This is a genomic window from Convivina praedatoris (assembly GCF_933208495.1).
Classification (GTDB): Bacteria; Bacillota; Bacilli; order Lactobacillales; family Lactobacillaceae; genus Convivina; species Convivina praedatoris.
Genome location: NZ_CAKOET010000001.1, coordinates 251,287 through 272,182 on the forward strand (window position 1 = coordinate 251,287; position 20,896 = coordinate 272,182).

Below are 20,896 nucleotides of genomic sequence, written 5' to 3' on the forward strand. Positions count from 1 at the left end.
ATATGATTTATTGAGAATTAGAACGACGGAGGAATATATGTTATTAACTGTCCAAAATTTATCGGTCAACAATATTTTAAGTAATATTAATTTGACTGTTGATCAAAATGAGACGGTCACAATTTTTGGACCATCTGGGAGTGGGAAAAGTACTCTCCTTAAAGCCCTAGCTCGTTTAGAAAATCATGTTAGTGGTGAAATCAATTTACTAGACAAACCAGCCACCAGCTACCCCATTGGTCGTTATCGGCAGTTGGTCTCTTATGCTGTCCAAAGTGCCAATTTATTTGGTCAAACCGTGCGAGATAATTTAGATTTACCTTTTAATGTTCGGCAAAAGTCCATTGATGAGGACTTACAAAAGACGATGCTAGCAGCGGTTGATTTAGATTTAACTTTTTTAGATAAGCAAGTTGCTGATTTGTCGGGTGGACAACGTCAGCGAGTAGCGGTTTTACGTAATTTGATTTTTCCGCCCAAGATCCTCTTGTTAGACGAAATTACCACCGGTTTAGATGCAACAACTAAACAAGTTGTTTGGCATTTTATTAATGAAGAACAAAGCAAACATCATTTTGCAATTTTAAGTGTGACGCATGACCAACAAGAAATTCAAAATGCTAAAAAAACTTTGCAGGTGATTGGAGGGAATTTAGATGATTAATAAGACTGTTGAAATTTCCAATCTTTCATTGGGACTAGCTTTTGTGATGGTGGTGATTTCCTTAGTAATCTCTTACCAGCAAAAATTAGGACTAGAAAAAGAAACTTTAATTAGCGTCGCTCGAGCCATTGTGCAATTAATCGTGGTAGGGTATCTACTGCGTTTTGTTTTTCATGTGAATAATCTGGTTTTGACGATTACCATGATGGCTTTTATTTTATTTAATGCTTCATATAATGGTGAAAAAAGAGCTCGGGGAATTTCACATTCTCTTCGAATTTCTTTTATTGCCTTGTTACTTGGTGGTGGCACGACCATGTTATTGCTAGTGTTGACAGGAGCAATTAAACCGGTTCCTTGGCAACTAGTACCGGTTACAGGAATGGTGATGAATAACGCTATGATTGCTGTTGGTTTGGTTTACCGTAGTTTGGGACAAATGTATACCGATCAAAAAAATCAGGTTTTTGAACGCTTGGCCTTAGGAGCTAACCCTAAAGAAGCTAGTGGGGACATCATCAAACAGGCCATTAAATTTGGGATGCAACCAACCATTGACTCCATTAAAACCCTTGGCCTAGTTTCCCTACCAGGGATGATGTCGGGATTAATTATGGCTGGGGTTGAACCTGTTCTGGCCATTAAATACCAAATCATGGTGACCTTTATGATTTTGTCTTCCACGGCTCTGTCTAGTGTGTATGCCAGTTATGCAGCTTACAAACGTTTCTTTGATGAAAATTGGGTGTTACAGTTGCCTAAGGATAAATAGATGTTAAAATTAGGAATGAATGCTTGTCAGTAGCAAGCTAATTAGATTGAGAGAGTGCTGTATGGGTCATAACGTTAAAAATATTGTCATTATCCACTTAGTTGTTTTCCTATTTATGTTATTTGTTTTCTTTACACCGACTCATTTTACATTTCTAATTTGGAATGTCTTTTTGGCCCTCTTGCCACTTGATTTTGCTCTAATAACAGCTCATTCAAAACCGATTTTTAGTATTCCAACGGGAATTTTATGGCTACTGTTTTTCCCTAATACCATGTACATGATTACGGACTTTATCCATTTGCAATACATTAGTACCGCCATTGATGTGCGTTATCAGTACTTTAATTATTCGGTACTAGCAGCTGGAATTTTTATTGGGGTAACTTTGGGAGTTTTGAGTCTAGAGGTTATTATTCGGCGGTTCTTTGATCCCAACAAAGACTTTTTGAAGTTATTATTTATGATGGCCTTTTCGCTAATATCGGCTTTAGGTATTTATTTAGGACGGTTTCTACGACTCAACTCCTGGGATGTCTTTACTAGGGCTGATTTTGTTTGGCAAAGCGTACAGAATTCATTGGGCTCACATATGCTGACCTTTGTGGTTTTGTTTGCCGGAGTACAACTTGCTCTGTTAATTGTCTATCATTATGGCGGACAACTCCTGACAAACTTAACGCTTGACAAGTTAGACTGATTTGTAGTACTATTAAACCCGTTGAACAAGTAGAAGCACCCGCTTCTCGCCAAGTGATAAGTACGTTGCTTGGCAGATACAAGTTATACCGAAAGGTATGCCAATGTGGAGTGGGTGGAACATTAGTTTCATCTACTTTTTCTTTGTTCACAAAAATTATTTTGGAGGTATCTGGCTATAGCACGTCAACCAAGACAAGTTGATTTAGTCAACGACAACATTCGGGCACCCCGTGTTTTACTCATCAATGATGGTAAGCAAGAGGAAATGTCCACTCGCGATGCTCAAAAGATTGCTGACGACCAAGGGCAAGATTTGGTTTTGGTTCAGGCTAATGGTAATCCACCAGTTGCTAAGATTATGGACTGGGGTAAGGCCAAGTTTGAGTCGCAAAAGCGACAAAAAGAACAACGTAAGAACCAAAAGATTGTTCAAGTCAAAGAAGTCCGTATGTCACCCGTAATTGATTCTGGTGATTTTGAGACACGTAAAAAAGCAGCAATTAAGTTCCTTGAAAAGGGGAATAAAGTTAAGCTTAATTTGCGTTTTCGTGGTCGGATGATTACCCACCAAGATATTGGACGGGAAGTTCTTGAACGAATGGCCGAAGAATTAGACGACATTGCCAAGGTTGAGCAACGTGCCAAGATGGATGGTCGCCAAATGTTTTTGGTTTTGGCCCCTCGGAAGGCTAAGTGATACTAGTAACTAATTTGAGCACTGCTCGAGCTAGCACAAAACGATAGGAGATTGGTCCACATGCCAAAGATGAAGACACACCGCGCTTCTGCAAAGCGCTTTAAGAAGACTGCTAATGGTGGATTTAAGTCCGCTTCAGCCTACACATCTCACCGTTTCCATGGTAAGACAAAGAAGCAACGTCGCCAATTGCGTGGTACGCGGATGATGAATAAGACAACCGTAAAGACTTACGCTAAGTTGTTGAGTACACTCTAATTTTAGGGTTAATCGAATTTAAAATTTCTAGGAGGAATACCCATGCGAGTTAAGGGTGGTACAGTTTCACGCGCACGTCGTAAAAAGTTTATTAAGTTGGCCAAGGGTTACCGTGGACAACGTCGCATCAACTATAAGGTTGCTAAGCAACAGGTATATAAGTCATACCTATACGCTTACCGCGATCGTAAGAACCGCAAGCGTAACTTCCGTAAGTTATGGATTGCTCGTATCAACGCAGCCGCTCGGATGAACGGTTTGTCATACTCAAAGTTGATGCATGGTTTGACTCTTGCTGGTGTTGAATTAAACCGTAAGATGTTGGCCGATTTAGCAGTTTCTGATTTCGAAACTTTTGGTAAGATTGCTGATCAAGCTAAGGCTGCACTTGCTAAGGATCAAGTTTTGGTTCAAGAGCGCACTGCTGCTACAACAGAAACAACTGTTAAGGTTGAGCGTTAATTTTACTTAGTCCCCATTCGGGGGCTTTTTTTGTGTCCAAAGGTTGTATACCTGCCAACAACTACCGAAATATGATAGAATAGTATCAATTGTAATTCGAGACAAGATTTAAGGGCCAGTTAGCGTACTTGACGAAGCCCATCCAAGTCAAATTATTAATATTAAATTTCAGTATATAAAGGATGGATTATGACCAATTTAAGTATTATTCCCTTCGGGGGAGTGCGGGAAAACGGTAAGAACATGTATGCAGTTACTGTACATGATAAGATTTTTATTTTAGATGCCGGATTAAAGTATCCGGAAAGTGAACAATTAGGAATTGATGTCGTTATTCCTGATTTTGAGTATTTATTAAATCACCAAGATCAAATTGCGGGAATCTTTTTGAGTCACGGGCATGCCGATGCCATTGGTGCTTTACCATATTTCTTGCAGCAGGTTAGTGTACCAATTTTTGGTTCAGAAATGACCATGGCTTTGGCTAAGTTAGCTATTCAAGAGACCCAGGAATTAGTTGATTACGACGATTACCACATCGTTAATGCCAAAACTGAAATCGACTTTAACGATGTTAAGGTTTCTTTCTTTAACACGACGCATTCAATTCCTGAATCAATGGGGATTGTCTTGGAAACTGAGTATGGTCAGGTTGTCTATACCGGTGACTTTAAGTTTGACCAAACTGCTGAACCAGCCTATCAAACTGACTATCGTCGTCTAGTCGAAATTGGTTCTAAGCCTGTTTTGGCTCTGTTAGGTGATGCTGCTGGTACTGAAGATAGTGGGCCTACTGCTAGTGAACGTGAAATTCATCAATACGTGCACGATACCTTTGTGGAAAACAAGGGCAAGCGGATTATCGTCGCAGCTGTAGCTTCTAATATTCAACGGATTCAGCAGGTAATTGATGCTACAGCGGCCACTAAGCGCCGTTTAATTCTATCTGGCAATGATATTGAAAGCATTGTTAAAACGGCCTTGGAATTGGGTAAGTTACATTTGCCCATTCCTCAAAATCAACTTTTTACTAATATTAAAAATATGAGTAAGGTACCGGCTGAACAGACCGTTATTTTGGAAACTGGCCGGATGGGCGAACCAATTAAGCATCTTAATCGAATGGCTAGTGGGGAAGACCGTCATATTAACATTGGCGATGGTGATTTTGTTTTCATTACAACGACCCCGGCTTTTGCCATGGAATCCTACGTTGCTCATACGCGTAATATGTTGTTCCAACGGGGAGCTGATGTTAAATTAATTAGCTCGGATTTGCGTTCGAGTGGACATGCCTCCTACGATGATTTGCAGTTAATGTTGAATTTCATTCGTCCACAGTATTTCATTCCAGTTCAAGGTGAATACCGGGTGATGGTAACTGCACAACAAGCAGCTGAAGGGGTTAAGATTCAGACTGATCATATTTTAATGGCTCAAAAGGGTGATCAGTATCAATGGGATAATGGTCAATTTGTACTAGAAGGTTCCTTTACTGTTGGCGATACTATGATTGACGGTTCTGGTGTTAGCGATATTGGTAATTTGGTTTTGCGAGATCGGCGCATCCTGTCAGAAGATGGTGTTTTTGTTTCAGTTGTCACTATTGACCGAAAAAAGCGTAAGGTTGTTTCTAAGCCTAAATTAACTTCACGAGGTTTTGTCTTTGTTAAGGCTAATCGCGATCTGATGAAGGAAGCTTCTAACATTACCGTGGAGCGAATTGAGGATTATTTGGCTAATGTCAAGGATTTTGACTGGAACGAATTAAAGGGAAGTGTACGGGAAGGATTATCACGTTACCTTTTCAATGAAACTCGTCGTCGCCCAATGATTATGCCAGTGGTAATGGAAGTTAACCAGAACCGCCGACCTAAGCATAAGGCTAATACTAATAATAAAAAGAACGCTCATTCCAACAAGAAGAATAATAATCCTAAAAAAGTAGCTCTTAAAAAGGATCACCAAGAAAATAAAGAAACTGCTCCACAGTAATTATTAAGGAGATAGTGTGACAGAAAACTTACCTGATCAGCTTAAATCGCTCTGGGATCAAGGACTAGCAGCTAATCGTCAGGAAGATTGGTCTAAAGCAGCTTTGATTTGGTCTGAATTGTACGAAAGTTTAAATACTTTTGAAGTTAACTATCGTTTAGTCATGGCGCTCTTCATGAATGAACAGTATCGGCTAGCTTTTGATATCGCTACTGAATATTTAGATGACTATCTAACTGATAGTGATTTACAAAAATTATTCATCAGTTTGGCAGTGAAAAATCAAGAGTTTGTCTATGCCCAGCAACTAGCCTTGTTAGTTACTGATGAAAATCAGCGGCAGAAGCTAGTAAGTGATATTCGACTAGCCGAAGATGAAGCGCAACAAACAATGGGTACAACTTTTCAAACAGTAGCGCGGCATTTTTATCATCTCAGTGACTATGATTTGATTAGTCAAGAACAACGGTACCAAGAGGCTTACCAATTACCGGTCAAGTTATTCCAAGCTGGTGCCCGTTACTTACTCTTGGATCCTTTTTGTTCACCAGTCATGCGTGCGAGCCTCTTGGTCGATTTAAAAAAATTAGGGTTTGAAGAAACAGTTAGCTACTATTGGATTGATGATGAAAAGTATGAAATTGATCTAGGTCAAGTGGATTTACCGTTGGATAGTCAACCCTATCAAGCAGTTAAGGCTGAACTGCATGACCAAATGGCCAATCAAGATCCGATTGCCTTTCAGACGTTATTAGAACAAGTTCGATTAGAAGTTTCGATGCTGTTTCCAAAAATAACAGGAAGCATCACTGATTCAAAGGCTTGGGCTCAAGCTGACATTCAGCGTTATCAACAGCTGCAAAGTAGATTAGAATCCGCTTCTCAAGCACAAATTCATCAAAAAGTTAATCAATTATTAGATCAGCTTTCCTCTTAATCAATTGTGGAGAATATATTTATTTACAATTGAAGGGGAACTTAGTATAATAAAGCTCGGCTCAGATGCCATAAAAACGTAAAGATAGCTTGTGTTTAAGCAGCTTGCGTTGTAAAATATAGTTATACGATTTTTTCAGTTTACTGAAAAAATAAAAATTGGAGGAAACTAAATTGGCTAAGGAAACTTACGTTCGTAACAAGCCCCACGTTAACATTGGTACTATTGGACACGTCGATCACGGAAAGACTACTTTGACTGCCGCTATCTCAAAGGTATTGGCTGAAAAAGACGGTGGTGTTGCCACTGACTTCGCCGAAATCGATAACGCTCCTGAAGAAAAGGAACGTGGAATCACTATCAACACTTCTCACATCGAGTATGAGACTGAAAAGCGTCATTACGCCCACATCGATGCCCCTGGTCACGCGGATTACGTTAAAAACATGATCACTGGTGCCGCTCAAATGGACGGTGCTATCCTTGTTGTTGCCGCAACTGATGGTCCTATGCCACAGACTCGTGAGCACATCTTGTTGGCTCGCCAGGTTGGTGTTGAACACTTGGTAGTCTTCTTGAACAAGACTGATCTTGTTGACGATGAAGAATTGGTTGACTTGGTTGAAATGGAAGTTCGTGAATTGTTGTCTGAATATGATTTCCCAGGCGATGATATCCCTGTTATTAAGGGTTCAGCTTTGAAGGCTCTTGAAGGTGATCCAGAGCAAGAAAAGGTTATCATGGAATTGATGGATGCTGTCGATGAATACATCCCAACTCCAGCCCGTGAAGATGACAAGCCATTCTTGATGCCTGTCGAAGATGTCTTCACTATTACTGGTCGTGGTACTGTTGCATCTGGTCGTGTTGACCGTGGTGTTTTGACTACTGGTACTGAAGTTGAAATCGTTGGTTTGAAGCCTGAAGTTACAAAGACTACTGTTACTGGAATCGAAATGTTCCGTAAGACTTTGGAAGAGGCTCAAGCTGGTGATAACATCGGTGCTTTGCTTCGTGGTGTTGATCGTAATGAAGTTGAGCGTGGTCAAGTTTTGGCTGCTCCTGGCTCAATTAAGACTCACAAGAAGTTCAAGGCCGAAGTTTATGTTTTGACTAAGGAAGAAGGTGGACGTCATACTCCATTCTTCACTAACTACCGTCCACAGTTCTACTTCCACACAACTGATGTTACTGGTGTTGTGGAATTGCCTGAAGGCGTAGAAATGGTTATGCCTGGTGACCAAGTGACTTTCGATGTTGAATTGATTGCACCTGTTGCCATTGAAAAGGGATTGAAGTTTACTGTTCGTGAAGGTGGCCACACTGTTGGTGCCGGAACTGTTACTGAAATCGAAGGTTAATATCCTTTAAAAAAGCATTCTGCTGGAATGCTTTTTTCTTTGTGTGAAAATAAAACAAAAAGCGGCCAAACGGTCGCTTTTTTCAGTAGAGTTATTTAGATTTTTTATTGCCCAAAGCAGCATCCCGGGTGGATTTTGTATCCGCTGGGGCTTGATCTGGTAATTGAATTAAATCATCAATTGGGCTACTCATTCGTTCTTCACGGTTTACAATTTTGGCCATGTCAAATCTCCTTTATTATTGATATTAATTATATCATGGTAGTTTAAATCAACTTAAATTCGCTCAATCAAAAAAGTGGTGATACCGTTGGTTTGGTAACGGGCTTGTTGATAATCTTCAACAAAAAGGCTATCTATAAACGCCTCCCAGTCGTTAGGAATGGTATTGAATTTAGCTAATAGGAGTCCTTGATGTTTTAGCAAGTTTAAAGCTCTTTGAATGCCATGAAGATAATTAAGTTCGAGCTGATCATGATTATCGGCATCACTGGAGTAATCAAAGATAGCTAAACTAGCTCGTTGTTTTTTAAAATGTTCGGAAGTCTGAATTTGATTAGCAAATGAGTTGTTGTAAACAATAACCCGTTCATTAAGTCCAGTTAGTAGTAGGGAAGCTGCGGTGTCATTGGCAGCTTGCTGGGATTGATGATAACTAAAGACAATTCCCTCTGAACCGACCCGACTAGCCAGAAAGCGGGTGTTATTGCCATTGCCGGTCGTAGCATCGATGACTAAATCACCGACTTGAACTTGATCTTCAATCATTTGATGACAAAAAGTATTGCTATTTAAAATCATGATTTCCTCTTTATTTTAGCTAGTATTCCTTCTTAGATTATATCGGATTTAAGGCGCTTTATGTTATAATAGGGGCACATTTCAACACTAGTAGCTTAGCAATGGTCAACAGCAAATAGGCGGCGATGAAAGCCTATCAAGTCGCTTGGTGAACTCGGTTGAATGCCATTATTGGTGAACCTAAGGCAGTAGCTAATGACGTTTCCACCGCGTTAAGGTGATTAAGACGTAGTAATGTACGTAAACATAGGTGGTACCGCGATTCATTCGCCCTGTGATAGACCCAGTGGGTTTATCACAGGTTTTTTATTAAAGGTACAATTATAAGGAGGATGGCAGAGAATGGATTTTAATCATCAGCAAATTGAAAAAAAATGGCAGGAATATTGGGATCAGCATAAAACTTTTCAAGCACAAGACAAGTCTGATAAGCCTAAGTATTATGCCCTAGATATGTTCCCTTATCCTTCTGGTCAGGGGCTTCACGTTGGGCATCCGGAAGGTTATACTGCAACTGATATTGTTAGCCGTTATAAGCGGGCTCAAGGATTTAATGTTTTGCATCCAATGGGTTGGGATGCCTTTGGTTTACCAGCCGAACAGTACGCGATTAAAACTGGTAACAATCCGGCCACCTTCACTAATGAAAATATTCAGGTTTTTAAAAAACAAATTAAATCGTTAGGCTTTTCTTACGATTGGTCACGTGAAATTAATACAACCGATTCCAATTACTATAAGTGGACCCAATGGATCTTTGAAAAGCTCTATGAAAAAGGCTTAGCTTATGAAGATGAAATCATGGTTAATTGGGCACCAGATTTTCCTGGTGGAGGAATCGTAGTTGCCAATGAAGAAGTAATTGATGGTAAGACTGAGCGTGGTGGTTATCCAGTTTACCGCGTGCCAATGCGGCAATGGGTATTAAAAATCACGGCTTATGCTGACCGCTTGTTGGATGATTTGGATGACTTGGATTGGCCTGATGCTATTAAAGAACAGCAACGGAACTGGATTGGCCGTTCGATTGGGGCTGCAGTGGTATTTGATGTGCAAGATCATGCCAATCAAACTGTAGAAGTTTTCTCAACTCGTCCGGATACCTTATTCGGAGCATCTTACTTAGTTTTGGCACCAGAGCACGAATTGGTTGACCACATTGTAACCGCTGATCAAAAGGCGGTCGTAGAAGCTTATCGAGAAAAGATTGCGGCTAAGTCCGATCTAGAACGGACTGATTTAAATAAGGAAAAGTCAGGGGCCTTTACTGGTGCTTATGCAATTAATCCCGTTAATGGAGATAAGTTACCAATTTGGATTGCTGATTATGTTTTGGCTTCTTACGGAACAGGAGCAGTTATGGGTGTTCCCGCTCATGATCAGCGTGATTGGGATTTTGCTACGAAGTTTGACTTACCAATTGTTCCTGTGATTGAAGGGGGCGATGTGACTCAGGAGGCCTATACGGGGGATGGCCTTCACATTAATTCTGATTTCTTGAATGGTCAAGAAAAGCAAGCTGCTATTGATACCATTATTGATTGGTTAACGGAGCACAAGGCCGGTACCAAGCGTGTTAATTACCGTTTGCGAGACTGGATTTTCTCCCGCCAACGTTATTGGGGTGAGCCAATTCCAGTTATTCATTGGGAAGATGGTACGCAGTCTTTGGTACCAGAAGACGAATTACCACTACGTTTGCCAGAAATGAAACAAGAGCAAATGAAGCCATCTGGTACTGGAGAATCTCCTTTGGCTAATGCGACCGATTGGTTAAATGTTACTCGGGCTGATGGTGTAAAGGGCCGTCGCGAAACCAACACTATGCCACAGTGGGCTGGATCATCATGGTATTACTTGCGCTATATTGATCCTAAGAACCGTCAAATGTTAGCTGACCCAGAGAAGCTGGCCTACTGGAGCAATATCGATTTGTATGTTGGTGGGGCTGAGCATGCTGTTTTGCACCTACTATATGCTCGTTTTTGGAATAAGTTCTTGTACGATTTGGGTGTTGTACCAGATAAGGAACCTTTCCATAAGTTAGTTAACCAAGGCATGATTTTGGGTGAAAACCATGAAAAGATGTCTAAATCGAAGGGGAATGTAGTGAACCCCGATGAAATCGTGGCCGAATATGGTGCCGATACATTGCGCATTTATGAAATGTTCATGGGACCTTTGACCCAAAGTAAGCCTTGGTCTGATGAAGGCGTGACTGGTTCTCGTCGCTGGTTAGATCGTGTATGGCGTTTGTTAATTGATGACGAGGGTCGGGTACGTGATCACGTAACGACTTATAACGATGGTAAGTTGGATAAAATCTACAACATGACTGTTAAGAAGGTCACAGAGGATTTGGAAAACTTGCGTTTCAACACGGCTATTTCCCAGTTAATGGTCTTTATTAACGAAGCATATAAGGTTGATGGTTTACCAATTCAGTACATGAACGGTTTTGTTCAAATGTTGGCCCCATTTGCGCCCCATTTGGCCGAAGAACTTTGGCAACGCTTGGGCCATGAAAATCAGTCAATTTCATATGTTGATTGGCCACAATACAATCCAGAAGCCTTGGTGGATGATACGATTGAAATTATTTTCCAAGTTAACGGAAAGGTTCGTGGTAAGGCAAGCATGGATCGTAATGCTGACCGTGATGCCATGATTGCTGCTGCTCAAGCCGATGATAATGTTCAAAACTTTATCGCTGGTAAAGAAATGGTTAAGGTTATTGCCGTTCCAGGTCGTTTTGTTAATATGGTTGTTAAGTAAAAATTTTTTAACCCGTAATTTTACGGGGTACATATCATAAAGGAAGAGTGGCATGACCCGCAAGGATTCATCAGAAAAAAAATTCAATCGCCGTCCTTGGAAGAAAGGTGTTAATGTCAATGGCCGAGTACTGACTGAGACAGAATTACTGTCTCAACTCGATTCCGATTTGTTTGAAATTGGCAAAAAATATGTTCAACCAACTAATGAAGAACAAGAAACAGGTCAACATACAACCGATATGAAATATAAAAATATTTTTAAGAAAGTTCATCGCCGTAAGAAAAAACAAAAGGCAGTCAAAATTAGCGACCATCATTTGTTGGAAACAGCGATTCAGTCCAAGGGTAGTACTGCTAGCGACGACCAAGAGTTAAAGCAAGCACAAACTGATAACCAGATTTTGGTAAAGGGCTCGATTTGGTTATCAGTTGGGAATATTATTTCCCGTCTCTTAGGTGCCGCCTTTATATTGCCCTGGTTAGCTATGTTGGGAGTAAATGCTAATCGTTCCAATGCCTTATTCTCACAAGGATATACCATTTATGGCATTTTATTAGCAATTGCAACCTTTGGTTTTCCATCAGCGATTTCTAAGGTTTTAGCTCAGTTGATGGCTAAAAAAGATTGGATTGAAACTCGGCGTTTAACCCGACAATCTTTGTGGGTCGGTGTTATTTTAGGCCTGGTCTTTGGCCTATTGCTTTATGTGGGCGCGCCCTTTTTATCCAATGGCAATCCTAATGTTATTCCAGTTTTACATTCACTGGCACCAGCGGTCTTAATTTTTCCTTTAATGTCGATGATGCGTGGCGTCTTTCAAGGGCATCAGTTGATGCACATTTCAGCAATCTCTGACATTGTGGAACAAATCGCTCGCATTGTGTATTTGTTAGTGATGACTATTGTGGTTTTGAATTTGGATCCTAATAATTGGGTTGGTGCTGTTGTTCAAGCTACTTTTGCTGCCTTTATTGGTGCCCTCTTTAGCATGGTCGTGCTCTTGTGGGGCTGGATTAAATATCGCGCAACTATTATGCCTCCCGCTCCGAAAAGTAAGGGAAGTGAAAATAGGATTTTATCAATGGTCGGCCATATTTTAAAAGAATCATGGCCCTTTGTTGTAATCGGTTCGGCAACGAATTTGTTCTTGTTTGTTGATCAGTATACCTTCTTTAACATTATGAAGACCTTTTTTGATTACTCAAGTGATCAATTACAAATTGATTTTGCCCTGTTTAGTGCCAATCCTAATAAGTTGATTATGATTGTCATTTCCTTTGCTATTAGTATTGCCACTACTGCCTTGCCACTCTTGTCTGGTAGTAAGGAGGGGCAAGAGCCTGGTGTGATTCAACGTCAATTGGATCAGGTATTACGTTTATCAACCTTGGTCCTATTGCCAAGTGCTTTGGGGATGTTTGCCGTGGCTAATCCTTTGTATAAGCTTTTTTATACAATTGATGAAACTAGCCAGGCCGGTATCTATCTCCTACAATTTTCAACCATTATGACGATTGTCTTTAGTTTCTTTATGCTGTTGTCATTAGTTTTGCAGGCCTTATCCGACACTAAAATTGTCATGTATGCCTTTGGACTTGGTTTAGTGGTTAAAATTGTCCTACAATTGCCTTTGGTATATGCTTTCCAAGGGTTGGGGGCTTTGTTAGCCAGCACCATCGGTATGGGAATTTCGGTGGCCTGGATGTTAATTTATCTCCAAAAAAAATATCAAGTTGGTTTAACCAGTATTAGTGAGGATTTGGGTCGCAGTTTTTGGTCTTCAGTTGTTATGGCGGTGGTTGCTTACTTATCGATTTGGATAATGCAAACCTACATTTTTGTAGTCGATACTAAGTTACATGTTGCTCTTGAAACCGGCGTGGGTGTCCTTGTTGGGGCAGTGATATTAATTCTCTTGTATGCCCATTATGGTTTGGCTGATAATCTCTTGGGTTCGCGTTTTGCGAAATTTATTCCGATCAAAAAAGCAAAAACTAAAATTAAAGATTGATTATGATACGATAGACTCAGTAGTTTATCTAGAAATTTATAAGGGTAGGTTCGGGCAATTGGTGGATCTAATTAAAACGAGTTGGCGTAAAGTTGCGCTGACAATTTTCTTTTTTGTGATAAGTGTTATTTTGCAAGTTATGGGATTGAACTACTTCTTAATTCCAAATGATATTTTCTCAGTTGGAATTAACGGGGTTTCCCAGCTGATGTCTATTTTTGCCCGTACTTTCTTTCACTTACACATTGATACGGGTTTGTTCTTGTTACTATTTAACATTCCGATTGGTGTTATTGGTTGGAAGTTAATTGGTGGCAAGTTTACTATTTTAAGTTTCCTCAATTCAGTGGCAGTATCATTAGCCATGATTTTTGTACCAGCCCATCCTTTTACCACTCAGCCACTATTAGCTTCGTTATTTGGGGGCTTGCTGGTTGGAGCTTCAGTAGGGGTGGCTCTGCGTTATGGATTTTCCACCGGTGGTTTGGATATTATTGCCATGGTCATTCAAAAGCGAACTGGTAAATCAATTGGAGTCTTCATGAATGCGGTTAACTTTGTAATCGTCTTGATTGCTGGTTCTTTCATTGGTTGGCAAAATGCTTTATACACTTTAATTGGCATTTATGCCACTGGACGAGTGGTAGATACCATGTATACTGGTTATCAAAAGCTAACCGCCTTAATCGTGACCAGTAAGGGAAGTGAGGTGGTGGACGTCTTACATCGTGACCTAATCCGTGGCATTACCATCTTGCCTTCTCAAGGGGCTTACACTAAACGAGATTCGACCACTTTAATGATGGTTTTATCACGATATGAGCTGTTTGAAATGCAAGAGGCGGTCCGCCAAGTTGATCCAAAGGCTTTCATTACCTTCTTAAGTACGGTTAACGTGGCTGGAGAGTTCTTAGATGCTGATCGCCAGTTGCAAATGCGTAAATCATTGTCGCCTAAACCGACGACAATTGATGCTCAGTTGCAAGCCGAAAAGAGTTTAGAAGAGCAATTGCAGCAGTTGGAAAATGAACGAATCGAAAAAGGAGAAAAATAATGCCAGTTGTACAAGTTGAATTATTAGAAGGTCGTAGTAAAGAACAATTAGCCAAGATGGTAGAGGATGTCACGGCGGCAATTGTTAAAAATACCGGTGCCCAGCGTGAGGCAGTTCACATCATTCTACGGGAAATGCCCAAGGATCACTATGCGGTTGGTGGTGTCCTAGCCAGCGACCGTTAATTTTAAAAATCAAGTTGCAGTAATTGAGTTTGTTTAATCGATTACTGCAACTTGATTTTTTTAATAAAAGTCGGTAAAGTGTTACCAATAACTTAATTATTATTTGCAGATATATCGCTGGAAAATGGCCAGCAGTCTCTACCACGCACCAAAAGCCGTGACTATCCGTAAATGCTGTAAATCGTTTTTTTGGTGAAAGCATTTGTCGGATCTGTGTTCCTACGAGTGCTTTTTTTGTTTGATAGCGTCTGCCGGTAGTTACTAAGATAGTCCATCAGAAGAGGAGAATTTATGGCAACGTTTCGCATCAAAAATAAGTTTATTCCAATGGGTTTGACCTTTGAGGATATGGCGATTGTGCCCCAGTCAAGCGGGTCAATTGATCCCCAAACAGTTGATATTACAACTAGTTTGACGCCAACCTTGAAATTAAACATTCCACTTTTATCAGCAGCTATGGACACTGTTACTGAAGCTCCCTTTGCCCAGGCTTTGGCGCAATTTGGTGGTTTGGGTGTAATTCATAAAAATATGACCATTGATCAACAAGCTGACCAAATCCGTCAGGTGAAACAAGCTAGTTTTGATGCCAATACCTATCCTCAAGCAGCTGTTGATGCGCAAGGACATTTACTAGTCGCTGGAGCAGTCGGCGTAACGAACGACACAGTTAAACGGGTGGCAGCCATGGCTGAAGCTGGTGCTGATGCTATTGTTTTAGATTCTGCGCATGGACACTCAGAAGGGGTATTACGGAAAGTTCAAGAAGTGCGTCAAGCCTTTCCGGAGTTAAATATTATTGCCGGTAACATTGCTACTCAAGCCGGTGCAGCTGCTTTGTATGACGCGGGAGCTGATGTAGTCAAGGTCGGTATTGGACCAGGTTCAATCTGTACAACGCGAATTGTAGCCGGGATTGGTGTGCCACAATTATCAGCCATTCGTGATGCTGCTAAAGAAGCTAAAAAGCGTGGTAAGGTAATTATTGCTGATGGTGGTGCTAAGACTGCTGACGACGTTATGAAGGCAATGGCAATGGGTGGCAATGCGGTTATGTTGGGCTCAATGTTTTCTGGTACAGCGGAAACACCTGGCGAAGTCTTTACTGATGGTGATCAGCAATATAAGTTCTATCGTGGGATGGGCTCCATTGCAGCCATGGAAAATGGTTCCAAGGATCGTTACTTCCAAGGTGAAGTTAATGAGGCCAAAAAGATGGTACCTGAAGGCATTGAGGCCCGCGTGAATTACAAGGGTACGTTGGCTGAAATTTTAACGCCAATTGTTGACCACGTTCGTCAAAGTATGGCGGCAATGGGCACTCAGAACTTAGCCGAAGTTCGCCAAGATAATGATATTAAGCGAACAACCATAGAACATGACTACCAGGCTAGTCTGTAAATCCTAGATTTTTAGTTAAAACGAAACAATCACATTAATTAGGAGAAAATATGACACAGGAAAATCAGCCAGGATTGGGCTATGACGAAGTCCTTTTGGTACCAGCCGCTTCCAACGTTTTGCCCCATACGGTTTCATTGGCTACTAAACTAAATCAATTTGGATTAAAAACACCTTTGATGGCAAATGGGCAAGCTGATGGCGCTAATGATTACGTATTGCCAATGGCTTTGGCCGGTGGTTTGAGTGTAATTACCGCTACCGATGATGTTAGCCAGCAGGTGAAAGCCATTGAGACAGTTAAGGAATACGTTGTTGCTACTGACCAAGCGGCTGAGGCCTTGGTCGGTGATGATGGTAAATTACAAGTAGCGGCTGAGTTATGGTTGGCCAGTGATGCTAGTCAAAGGTTACAAGCGTTAGTTGCTGCTGGGGTAGATGCTGTAGTTTTGTATCTAAATCAAACCCTAACGACTGAAATGTTGACTGAAATAAAGTCCCTACATGCGCAAGCGCCAGAGGTTTTGTGGCTGGTAGGCGTCATTGAAGATCCTAAAGCGGCCCGTCAGTTATATGAAGCCGGCATGGACGGCGTGATTGCCGGTCGTTCGGTTGATTCTCAGTTGCCTAACAACAGTCATTATCCTTTCTTAACCGTTACAATGGGCATTGCTGAGGTAGCTGCTGATTTGGATAAGGCTGTGGTAGCCGGTAGTGGCGTGCATTACTCCGGTGATGTTGTTAAGGCCTTAGCTGGTGGTGCTGATGCCGTTTTGATTACTGACTACTTGGCGGGCGATGAAGCACCAGCCGATGCTATCTTCCAAATTGATGGTGGTTTGCGGGCCGGCATGGGATATACTGGTTCCAAGGATGTACCCGCCTTAAAGCAGGCGGCTCAGTTTGTTCAAATCACTGATAATGGTTTGCGTGAATCCCATCCTCACGATGTTGAAATCACCAAGCAAGCCCCTAACTATTTAAAAGAAGAAAGTGAGTAAACATGGTTCAAGACACACTTGATAAGGTTTTAGTACTTGACTATGGTAGTCAATATAACCAGTTAATTACCCGCCGAATTCGTGAAATGGGTGTTTTTTCTGAATTAAAGTCCAGTAAAATGACTTTGGATGAAGTTAAGGCCTACCAACCTAAGGCCATTATTTTATCGGGGGGACCTAAGTCAGTTTATGACGAAGATGCCTTCACCATTGATCCTGAAATTTTTAAGTTAGGCATTCCGGTTTTGGGTGTCTGCTATGGGATGCAGTTAATGGCTCAAGATTTAGGTGGAAAAGTTGAAGCGAATCCCGGTAACGGTGAATTTGGCCAGACTGAAATCACTTTGAGTGACGATAGTAGTGCTTTGTTTGCTGATACGCCTAAACAACAGATTATTTTGATGAGTCATTCTGATAATGTGACCCAGTTACCCGATAATTTTGTCGTGGCTGCTGGTTCACAAAAGACACCAATTGCCGCCATTGCTAACGATGCTGACCGTTTGTATGGGGTTCAGTTCCACTCCGAAACCACTTTGTCTGAATACGGTAAGCAAATTTTAAAGAATTTTGTGATTAATATTGCCGGGGCTCAGGCTAACTGGACCATGGATGGCTTTATTGATGAACAAATTGCTAACATTCGTGCTCAAGTCGGTGATCGCAAGGTCTTATTGGGCTTGTCTGGTGGGGTTGATTCTTCCGTGGTCGGTGTTTTGTTGCATCGCGCCATTGGCGATCAGTTGACTTCAATTTTTGTTGATCATGGTTTGCTCCGTAAAAATGAAGCCCAACAAGTCATGGAAATGTTGGGCGGTAAGTTTGGCCTAAATATCATCAAGGTTGATGCGCAGGATCGTTTCCTTGGCAAGTTAGCTGGGGTGACGGATCCAGAGCAAAAACGTAAGATTATTGGTAATGAATTTATCCAAGTCTTCAACGATGAAGCGACGAAGCTTAACGGGATTGATTTCTTAGCACAAGGAACGCTGTATACTGATGTCATTGAGTCAGGAACTGATACGGCTCAAACGATTAAGTCCCATCATAATGTGGGTGGTTTGCCAGAAGACATGCAGTTCCAATTGATTGAACCGTTGAACACGCTCTTCAAAGATGAAGTACGTGAACTCGGTGAAAAATTAGGGATGCCACATGAAATGGTTTGGCGTCAGCCTTTCCCAGGTCCTGGTTTGGGTATCCGAATCATGGGTGATATTACCGAAGATAAGCTCAAGATTGTTCGTGATTCCGATTGGATTTTGCGAGACGAAATCGCTAAAGCTGGTTTGGAAGGGGATGTCTGGCAGTACTTCACTATCCTAACTAATGTGCGTTCGGTGGGTGTCATGGGTGATTACCGGACCTATGATCACACGGTTGCCATTCGGGCGATTACGTCAGTTGATGGTATGACAGCTGACTTTGCTCGGTTGCCGTGGGAACTCTTGCAAAAGATTTCCTCTCGAATTGTCAATGAAGTTGACCATGTTAACCGTATTGTCTATGACATCACGGCTAAGCCACCAGCAACAGTTGAGTGGGAGTAATTTATTAAATAAAAAAGCATGTCAGAAATTATCTGGCATGCTTTTTATATTTGCTGGCGATTGAAGAAACCACCGTGGACACTGGCTGTATCGGAAACTGTAATGAAAACCTCGGGATCGGCCGCTAATACTTTACGGACAAAGCGGGGATAGTCCTGAGTATCTACGACAATCATCAAAAGTTCTTGTTCAGAATTCTGAAAGCCACCACGAGAGGGGATGACGGTTAGACCATAAGATAGATCATGACCTAGGGCATCTTTTAACTCAGTAGTACTGACATTGCTACTAATGAAGAGGGTCTTTTTACGGTTAAAACCACTTTCAATGTAATTCATAATTAAGCTAGTAATCACAATCGAAAAAACAGCGTAGACAAAGGCTTCAAGGCCAGCGGTGAAAATATTACCAAAAGACACGCAAATATCGATAATCAGTAAGCCGACCGGGGCTTTTAAATTGAAGTATTTTTTAAAAATTAATGGGGGAACGGTAGTACCACCACTGGAAGCGTCAATGTTATAAAGCAAGGCGACCCCAGCAGCAAAAATGGCACTGCCAACAATGACCGCAAATAAAGTGTCGTTAACAACCTTTGTTTGGGGAATAATGGCCAGCATAACTGGCAACATGAAACTCCCAAAGAGAATTCGCATAACCGTTTCTCGCGCTAGAAAAATAGCTGCCAAGATTAACATAATGATGTTAACCCCTAAAGTTGTTAGAAACAGTGGCCAGCCAAAGAGTTCCTGAGCTAAGATAGCTAGTCCAGTCGCCCCTCCAGCTGCAATATTGTGGGGCGAAAAGAAGAAATTGATGCTCATTGCAATTAAAAATAAGGCGCCGAGAAAAACAAGGTAATGAGATAGTGTCTTATTTAAAGATTTAATGGTCGTCCTCCAGTGAAAATTTTTAGCGTTTACTACGTATTAATAACATAATACCAATTTTAAGGGGCTATCGTAGTGAATCTTTGTCAGTGCTCGTTAAACATCTACATGTACTTAATTTGAAAATTCCTCTATAATAAAAAATGCTTGATTTTTTAGTGAAAAGAGAAAGAGATGAATCAATGAAAAATAAATGGATCTTCATTATTAGCATTATCTTCTTTGGAACGATTATGCGATCAACCTTCACGACCTTGCCGGTCGTGGCTAATGATATTGCTAATAGCCTACATATTCCACTTGATCAGTTGGGTCTTTTGACTTCGATTCCCTTGGTAGCCTTTGCCTTGGTATCACCCTTTGTTAGTAAAATTACTGATAAATTTTCAATTGAAAAAACCTTGGCCTTTGCTTTAGTGGCGGTTTTGCTAGGTTCTTTTGTGCGGATTTTCAATGCCCCCTCATTAATGTTAGGGACAGCCCTAATTGGGGTGGGAATTGCCTTTATTAACGTCCTCTTGCCCGCAGCAATTTTTGAATATGCTCCCGATAAAATTGGTCCTTACACGGGAATTTACAGTACCCTATTAATGATTATGACTTCGGCTTTCCAAATTATAGCTGTCCCTGTGGCCAATAAGGTTAATTGGCAAGGTTTGGTGTTACTTGTAACCGTTGTGGTTTTGCTGTCCCTAGTTACTTGGTTGTTAAATATTAAAATTAATGTCACCGTTGCGCCTAGTCAACCACAAGCACATGAGCATAAGCCAGTAACGATTAATCCTTGGACTAATAAATATGCTTGGATGCTCTTGATTATTGCCGGTCTCCAATCTGCCATTTTCTACTCCTTAATTGCCTGGATGAGTGTGATTGCTCAACGCACAGGCGTATCTGGATCTCAATCCGGTCTGTTGGTTGGTTTATTGTCAATGGTTGGGATTCCCTTTGGTATGATTATTCCAAACTTTATTTCAAATTCTTCCTTTAAAACTCGCCGAAATGCCATGATTTTTGCCTGCGTTTTGTGGATTCTTGGTTTGGCTATGATGAATAATCACCATATTTCTTTTGTTTTATGGTTAGTCATTAGTAGTGTTTTAGGTGCTGTAGGTTCGATTATGTTTATTTATGTAATCACTTCTTATGCTACTCGGACAAAAAATCCTCAGGAAAGTGCTGCTTTGTCGGGGATGGCTCAATCTGGTGGTTACTTAATAGCTTGCTTGATACCTTGGTTATACGGATTAATATTTGGTATGACGCAAAATTGGTATGCACAAAATATTATTTTTATTTTGATGTTGGTAGTCATGATTGTCTTAATTTATTTCTTTGAACGGGAAAAGACAATTTTTGATTAAGATAAAAATAAGG

20 protein-coding genes and 1 riboswitch are annotated in these 20,896 nt (G+C 41.0%); of the genes, 17 read left to right on the top strand and 3 right to left on the bottom strand.

What is annotated here, in order from left to right; all coding sequences use genetic code 11:
- Nucleotides 1–37 precede the first annotated feature (37 nt).
- From M4974_RS01210 to tuf, 9 genes are all read left to right on the top strand, one after another.
- Entirely contained in the window at nt 38–664 is a 627-nt protein-coding gene (locus M4974_RS01210; protein ID WP_248705554.1) for an ABC transporter ATP-binding protein, read from the top strand.
- Nucleotides 657–1,436: an ABC transporter permease gene (locus M4974_RS01215; protein WP_248705553.1), complete on the top strand. Its 780-nt coding sequence runs from the start codon at nt 657–659 to the stop codon at nt 1,434–1,436. The genes M4974_RS01210 and M4974_RS01215 overlap by 8 nt, the downstream gene beginning before the upstream one ends.
- Nucleotides 1,437–1,497: 61 nt before the next feature.
- Nucleotides 1,498–2,136, top strand: coding sequence for a DUF1361 domain-containing protein (locus M4974_RS01220; protein WP_248705552.1), 639 nt, complete (start codon nt 1,498–1,500; stop codon nt 2,134–2,136).
- A gap of 171 nt (nt 2,137–2,307) precedes the next feature.
- Nucleotides 2,308–2,835 (top strand): translation initiation factor IF-3, encoded by a 528-nt coding sequence (gene infC / locus M4974_RS01225; protein WP_243400708.1) that lies wholly within the window; start codon nt 2,308–2,310, stop codon nt 2,833–2,835.
- Between the two features lie 60 nt (nt 2,836–2,895).
- Nucleotides 2,896–3,093 carry a 50S ribosomal protein L35 gene (gene rpmI / locus M4974_RS01230; RefSeq protein ID WP_248705551.1) on the top strand — a complete coding sequence of 66 codons (198 nt, stop codon included), beginning with the start codon at nt 2,896–2,898 and terminating at the stop codon, nt 3,091–3,093.
- A gap of 42 nt (nt 3,094–3,135) precedes the next feature.
- Nucleotides 3,136–3,555, top strand: a complete 420-nt coding sequence (rplT, locus tag M4974_RS01235) for a 50S ribosomal protein L20 (RefSeq protein ID WP_248705550.1) — start codon at nt 3,136–3,138, stop codon at nt 3,553–3,555.
- A gap of 189 nt (nt 3,556–3,744) precedes the next feature.
- Entirely contained in the window at nt 3,745–5,550 is a 1,806-nt protein-coding gene (locus tag M4974_RS01240) for a ribonuclease J (protein ID WP_248705549.1), read from the top strand.
- Between the two features lie 16 nt (nt 5,551–5,566).
- Nucleotides 5,567–6,487 carry a type I restriction endonuclease subunit R gene (locus M4974_RS01245; protein WP_248705548.1) on the top strand — a complete coding sequence of 307 codons (921 nt, stop codon included), beginning with the start codon at nt 5,567–5,569 and terminating at the stop codon, nt 6,485–6,487.
- 173 nt (nt 6,488–6,660) lie between these two features.
- Nucleotides 6,661–7,848, top strand: a complete 1,188-nt coding sequence (gene tuf, locus M4974_RS01250; RefSeq protein WP_248705547.1) for an elongation factor Tu — start codon at nt 6,661–6,663, stop codon at nt 7,846–7,848.
- 91 nt (nt 7,849–7,939) lie between these two features.
- Here tuf and M4974_RS07865 read toward each other — a convergent pair whose 3' ends face one another.
- Nucleotides 7,940–8,071: a hypothetical protein gene (locus M4974_RS07865; RefSeq protein WP_256465499.1), complete on the bottom strand. Its 132-nt coding sequence runs from the start codon at nt 8,069–8,071 to the stop codon at nt 7,940–7,942.
- Nucleotides 8,072–8,124: 53 nt separating this feature from the next.
- Nucleotides 8,125–8,649, bottom strand: a complete 525-nt coding sequence (locus M4974_RS01255; protein ID WP_248705546.1) for an SAM-dependent methyltransferase — start codon at nt 8,647–8,649, stop codon at nt 8,125–8,127.
- Nucleotides 8,650–8,991: 342 nt separating this feature from the next.
- On the opposite strand from M4974_RS01255, the gene leuS reads away from it, so the two are divergent.
- From leuS to guaA, 7 genes are all read left to right on the top strand, one after another.
- Nucleotides 8,992–11,424, top strand: a complete 2,433-nt coding sequence (gene leuS, locus M4974_RS01260; RefSeq protein WP_248715717.1) for a leucine--tRNA ligase — start codon at nt 8,992–8,994, stop codon at nt 11,422–11,424.
- A 52-nt stretch (nt 11,425–11,476) separates the two neighbouring features.
- Nucleotides 11,477–13,438, top strand: coding sequence for a putative polysaccharide biosynthesis protein (locus M4974_RS01265; RefSeq protein ID WP_248705544.1), 1,962 nt, complete (start codon nt 11,477–11,479; stop codon nt 13,436–13,438).
- Nucleotides 13,439–13,499: 61 nt separating this feature from the next.
- On the top strand, nt 13,500–14,492 hold the full coding sequence (locus tag M4974_RS01270; protein ID WP_248705773.1) for a YitT family protein: 993 nt from the start codon (nt 13,500–13,502) through the stop codon (nt 14,490–14,492).
- A complete protein-coding gene (locus M4974_RS01275; RefSeq protein WP_089938310.1) occupies nt 14,492–14,677 on the top strand; it encodes a 2-hydroxymuconate tautomerase in 186 nt (61 codons plus the stop codon). The genes M4974_RS01270 and M4974_RS01275 overlap by 1 nt, the downstream gene beginning before the upstream one ends.
- Nucleotides 14,678–14,764: 87 nt before the next feature.
- Nucleotides 14,765–14,861, top strand: a riboswitch (purine riboswitch).
- Nucleotides 14,862–14,968: 107 nt separating this feature from the next.
- Complete coding sequence (gene guaB, locus M4974_RS01280) at nt 14,969–16,078, top strand: IMP dehydrogenase (protein WP_248705543.1); 1,110 nt, start codon at nt 14,969–14,971, stop codon at nt 16,076–16,078.
- 50 nt (nt 16,079–16,128) lie between these two features.
- Nucleotides 16,129–17,079 carry an IMP dehydrogenase gene (locus M4974_RS01285; protein WP_248705542.1) on the top strand — a complete coding sequence of 317 codons (951 nt, stop codon included), beginning with the start codon at nt 16,129–16,131 and terminating at the stop codon, nt 17,077–17,079.
- A gap of 2 nt (nt 17,080–17,081) precedes the next feature.
- Nucleotides 17,082–18,629, top strand: coding sequence for a glutamine-hydrolyzing GMP synthase (gene guaA / locus M4974_RS01290; protein ID WP_248705541.1), 1,548 nt, complete (start codon nt 17,082–17,084; stop codon nt 18,627–18,629).
- Between the two features lie 44 nt (nt 18,630–18,673).
- Here the strand turns inward: guaA and M4974_RS01295 are convergent, their stop codons facing one another.
- A complete protein-coding gene (locus tag M4974_RS01295; protein ID WP_256465506.1) occupies nt 18,674–19,519 on the bottom strand; it encodes a YitT family protein in 846 nt (281 codons plus the stop codon).
- 182 nt (nt 19,520–19,701) lie between these two features.
- Here M4974_RS01295 and M4974_RS01300 point away from each other — a divergent pair, with 182 nt between their 5' ends.
- Complete coding sequence (locus tag M4974_RS01300) at nt 19,702–20,883, top strand: MFS transporter (RefSeq protein ID WP_248705539.1); 1,182 nt, start codon at nt 19,702–19,704, stop codon at nt 20,881–20,883.
- Nucleotides 20,884–20,896: the final 13 nt, after the last annotated feature.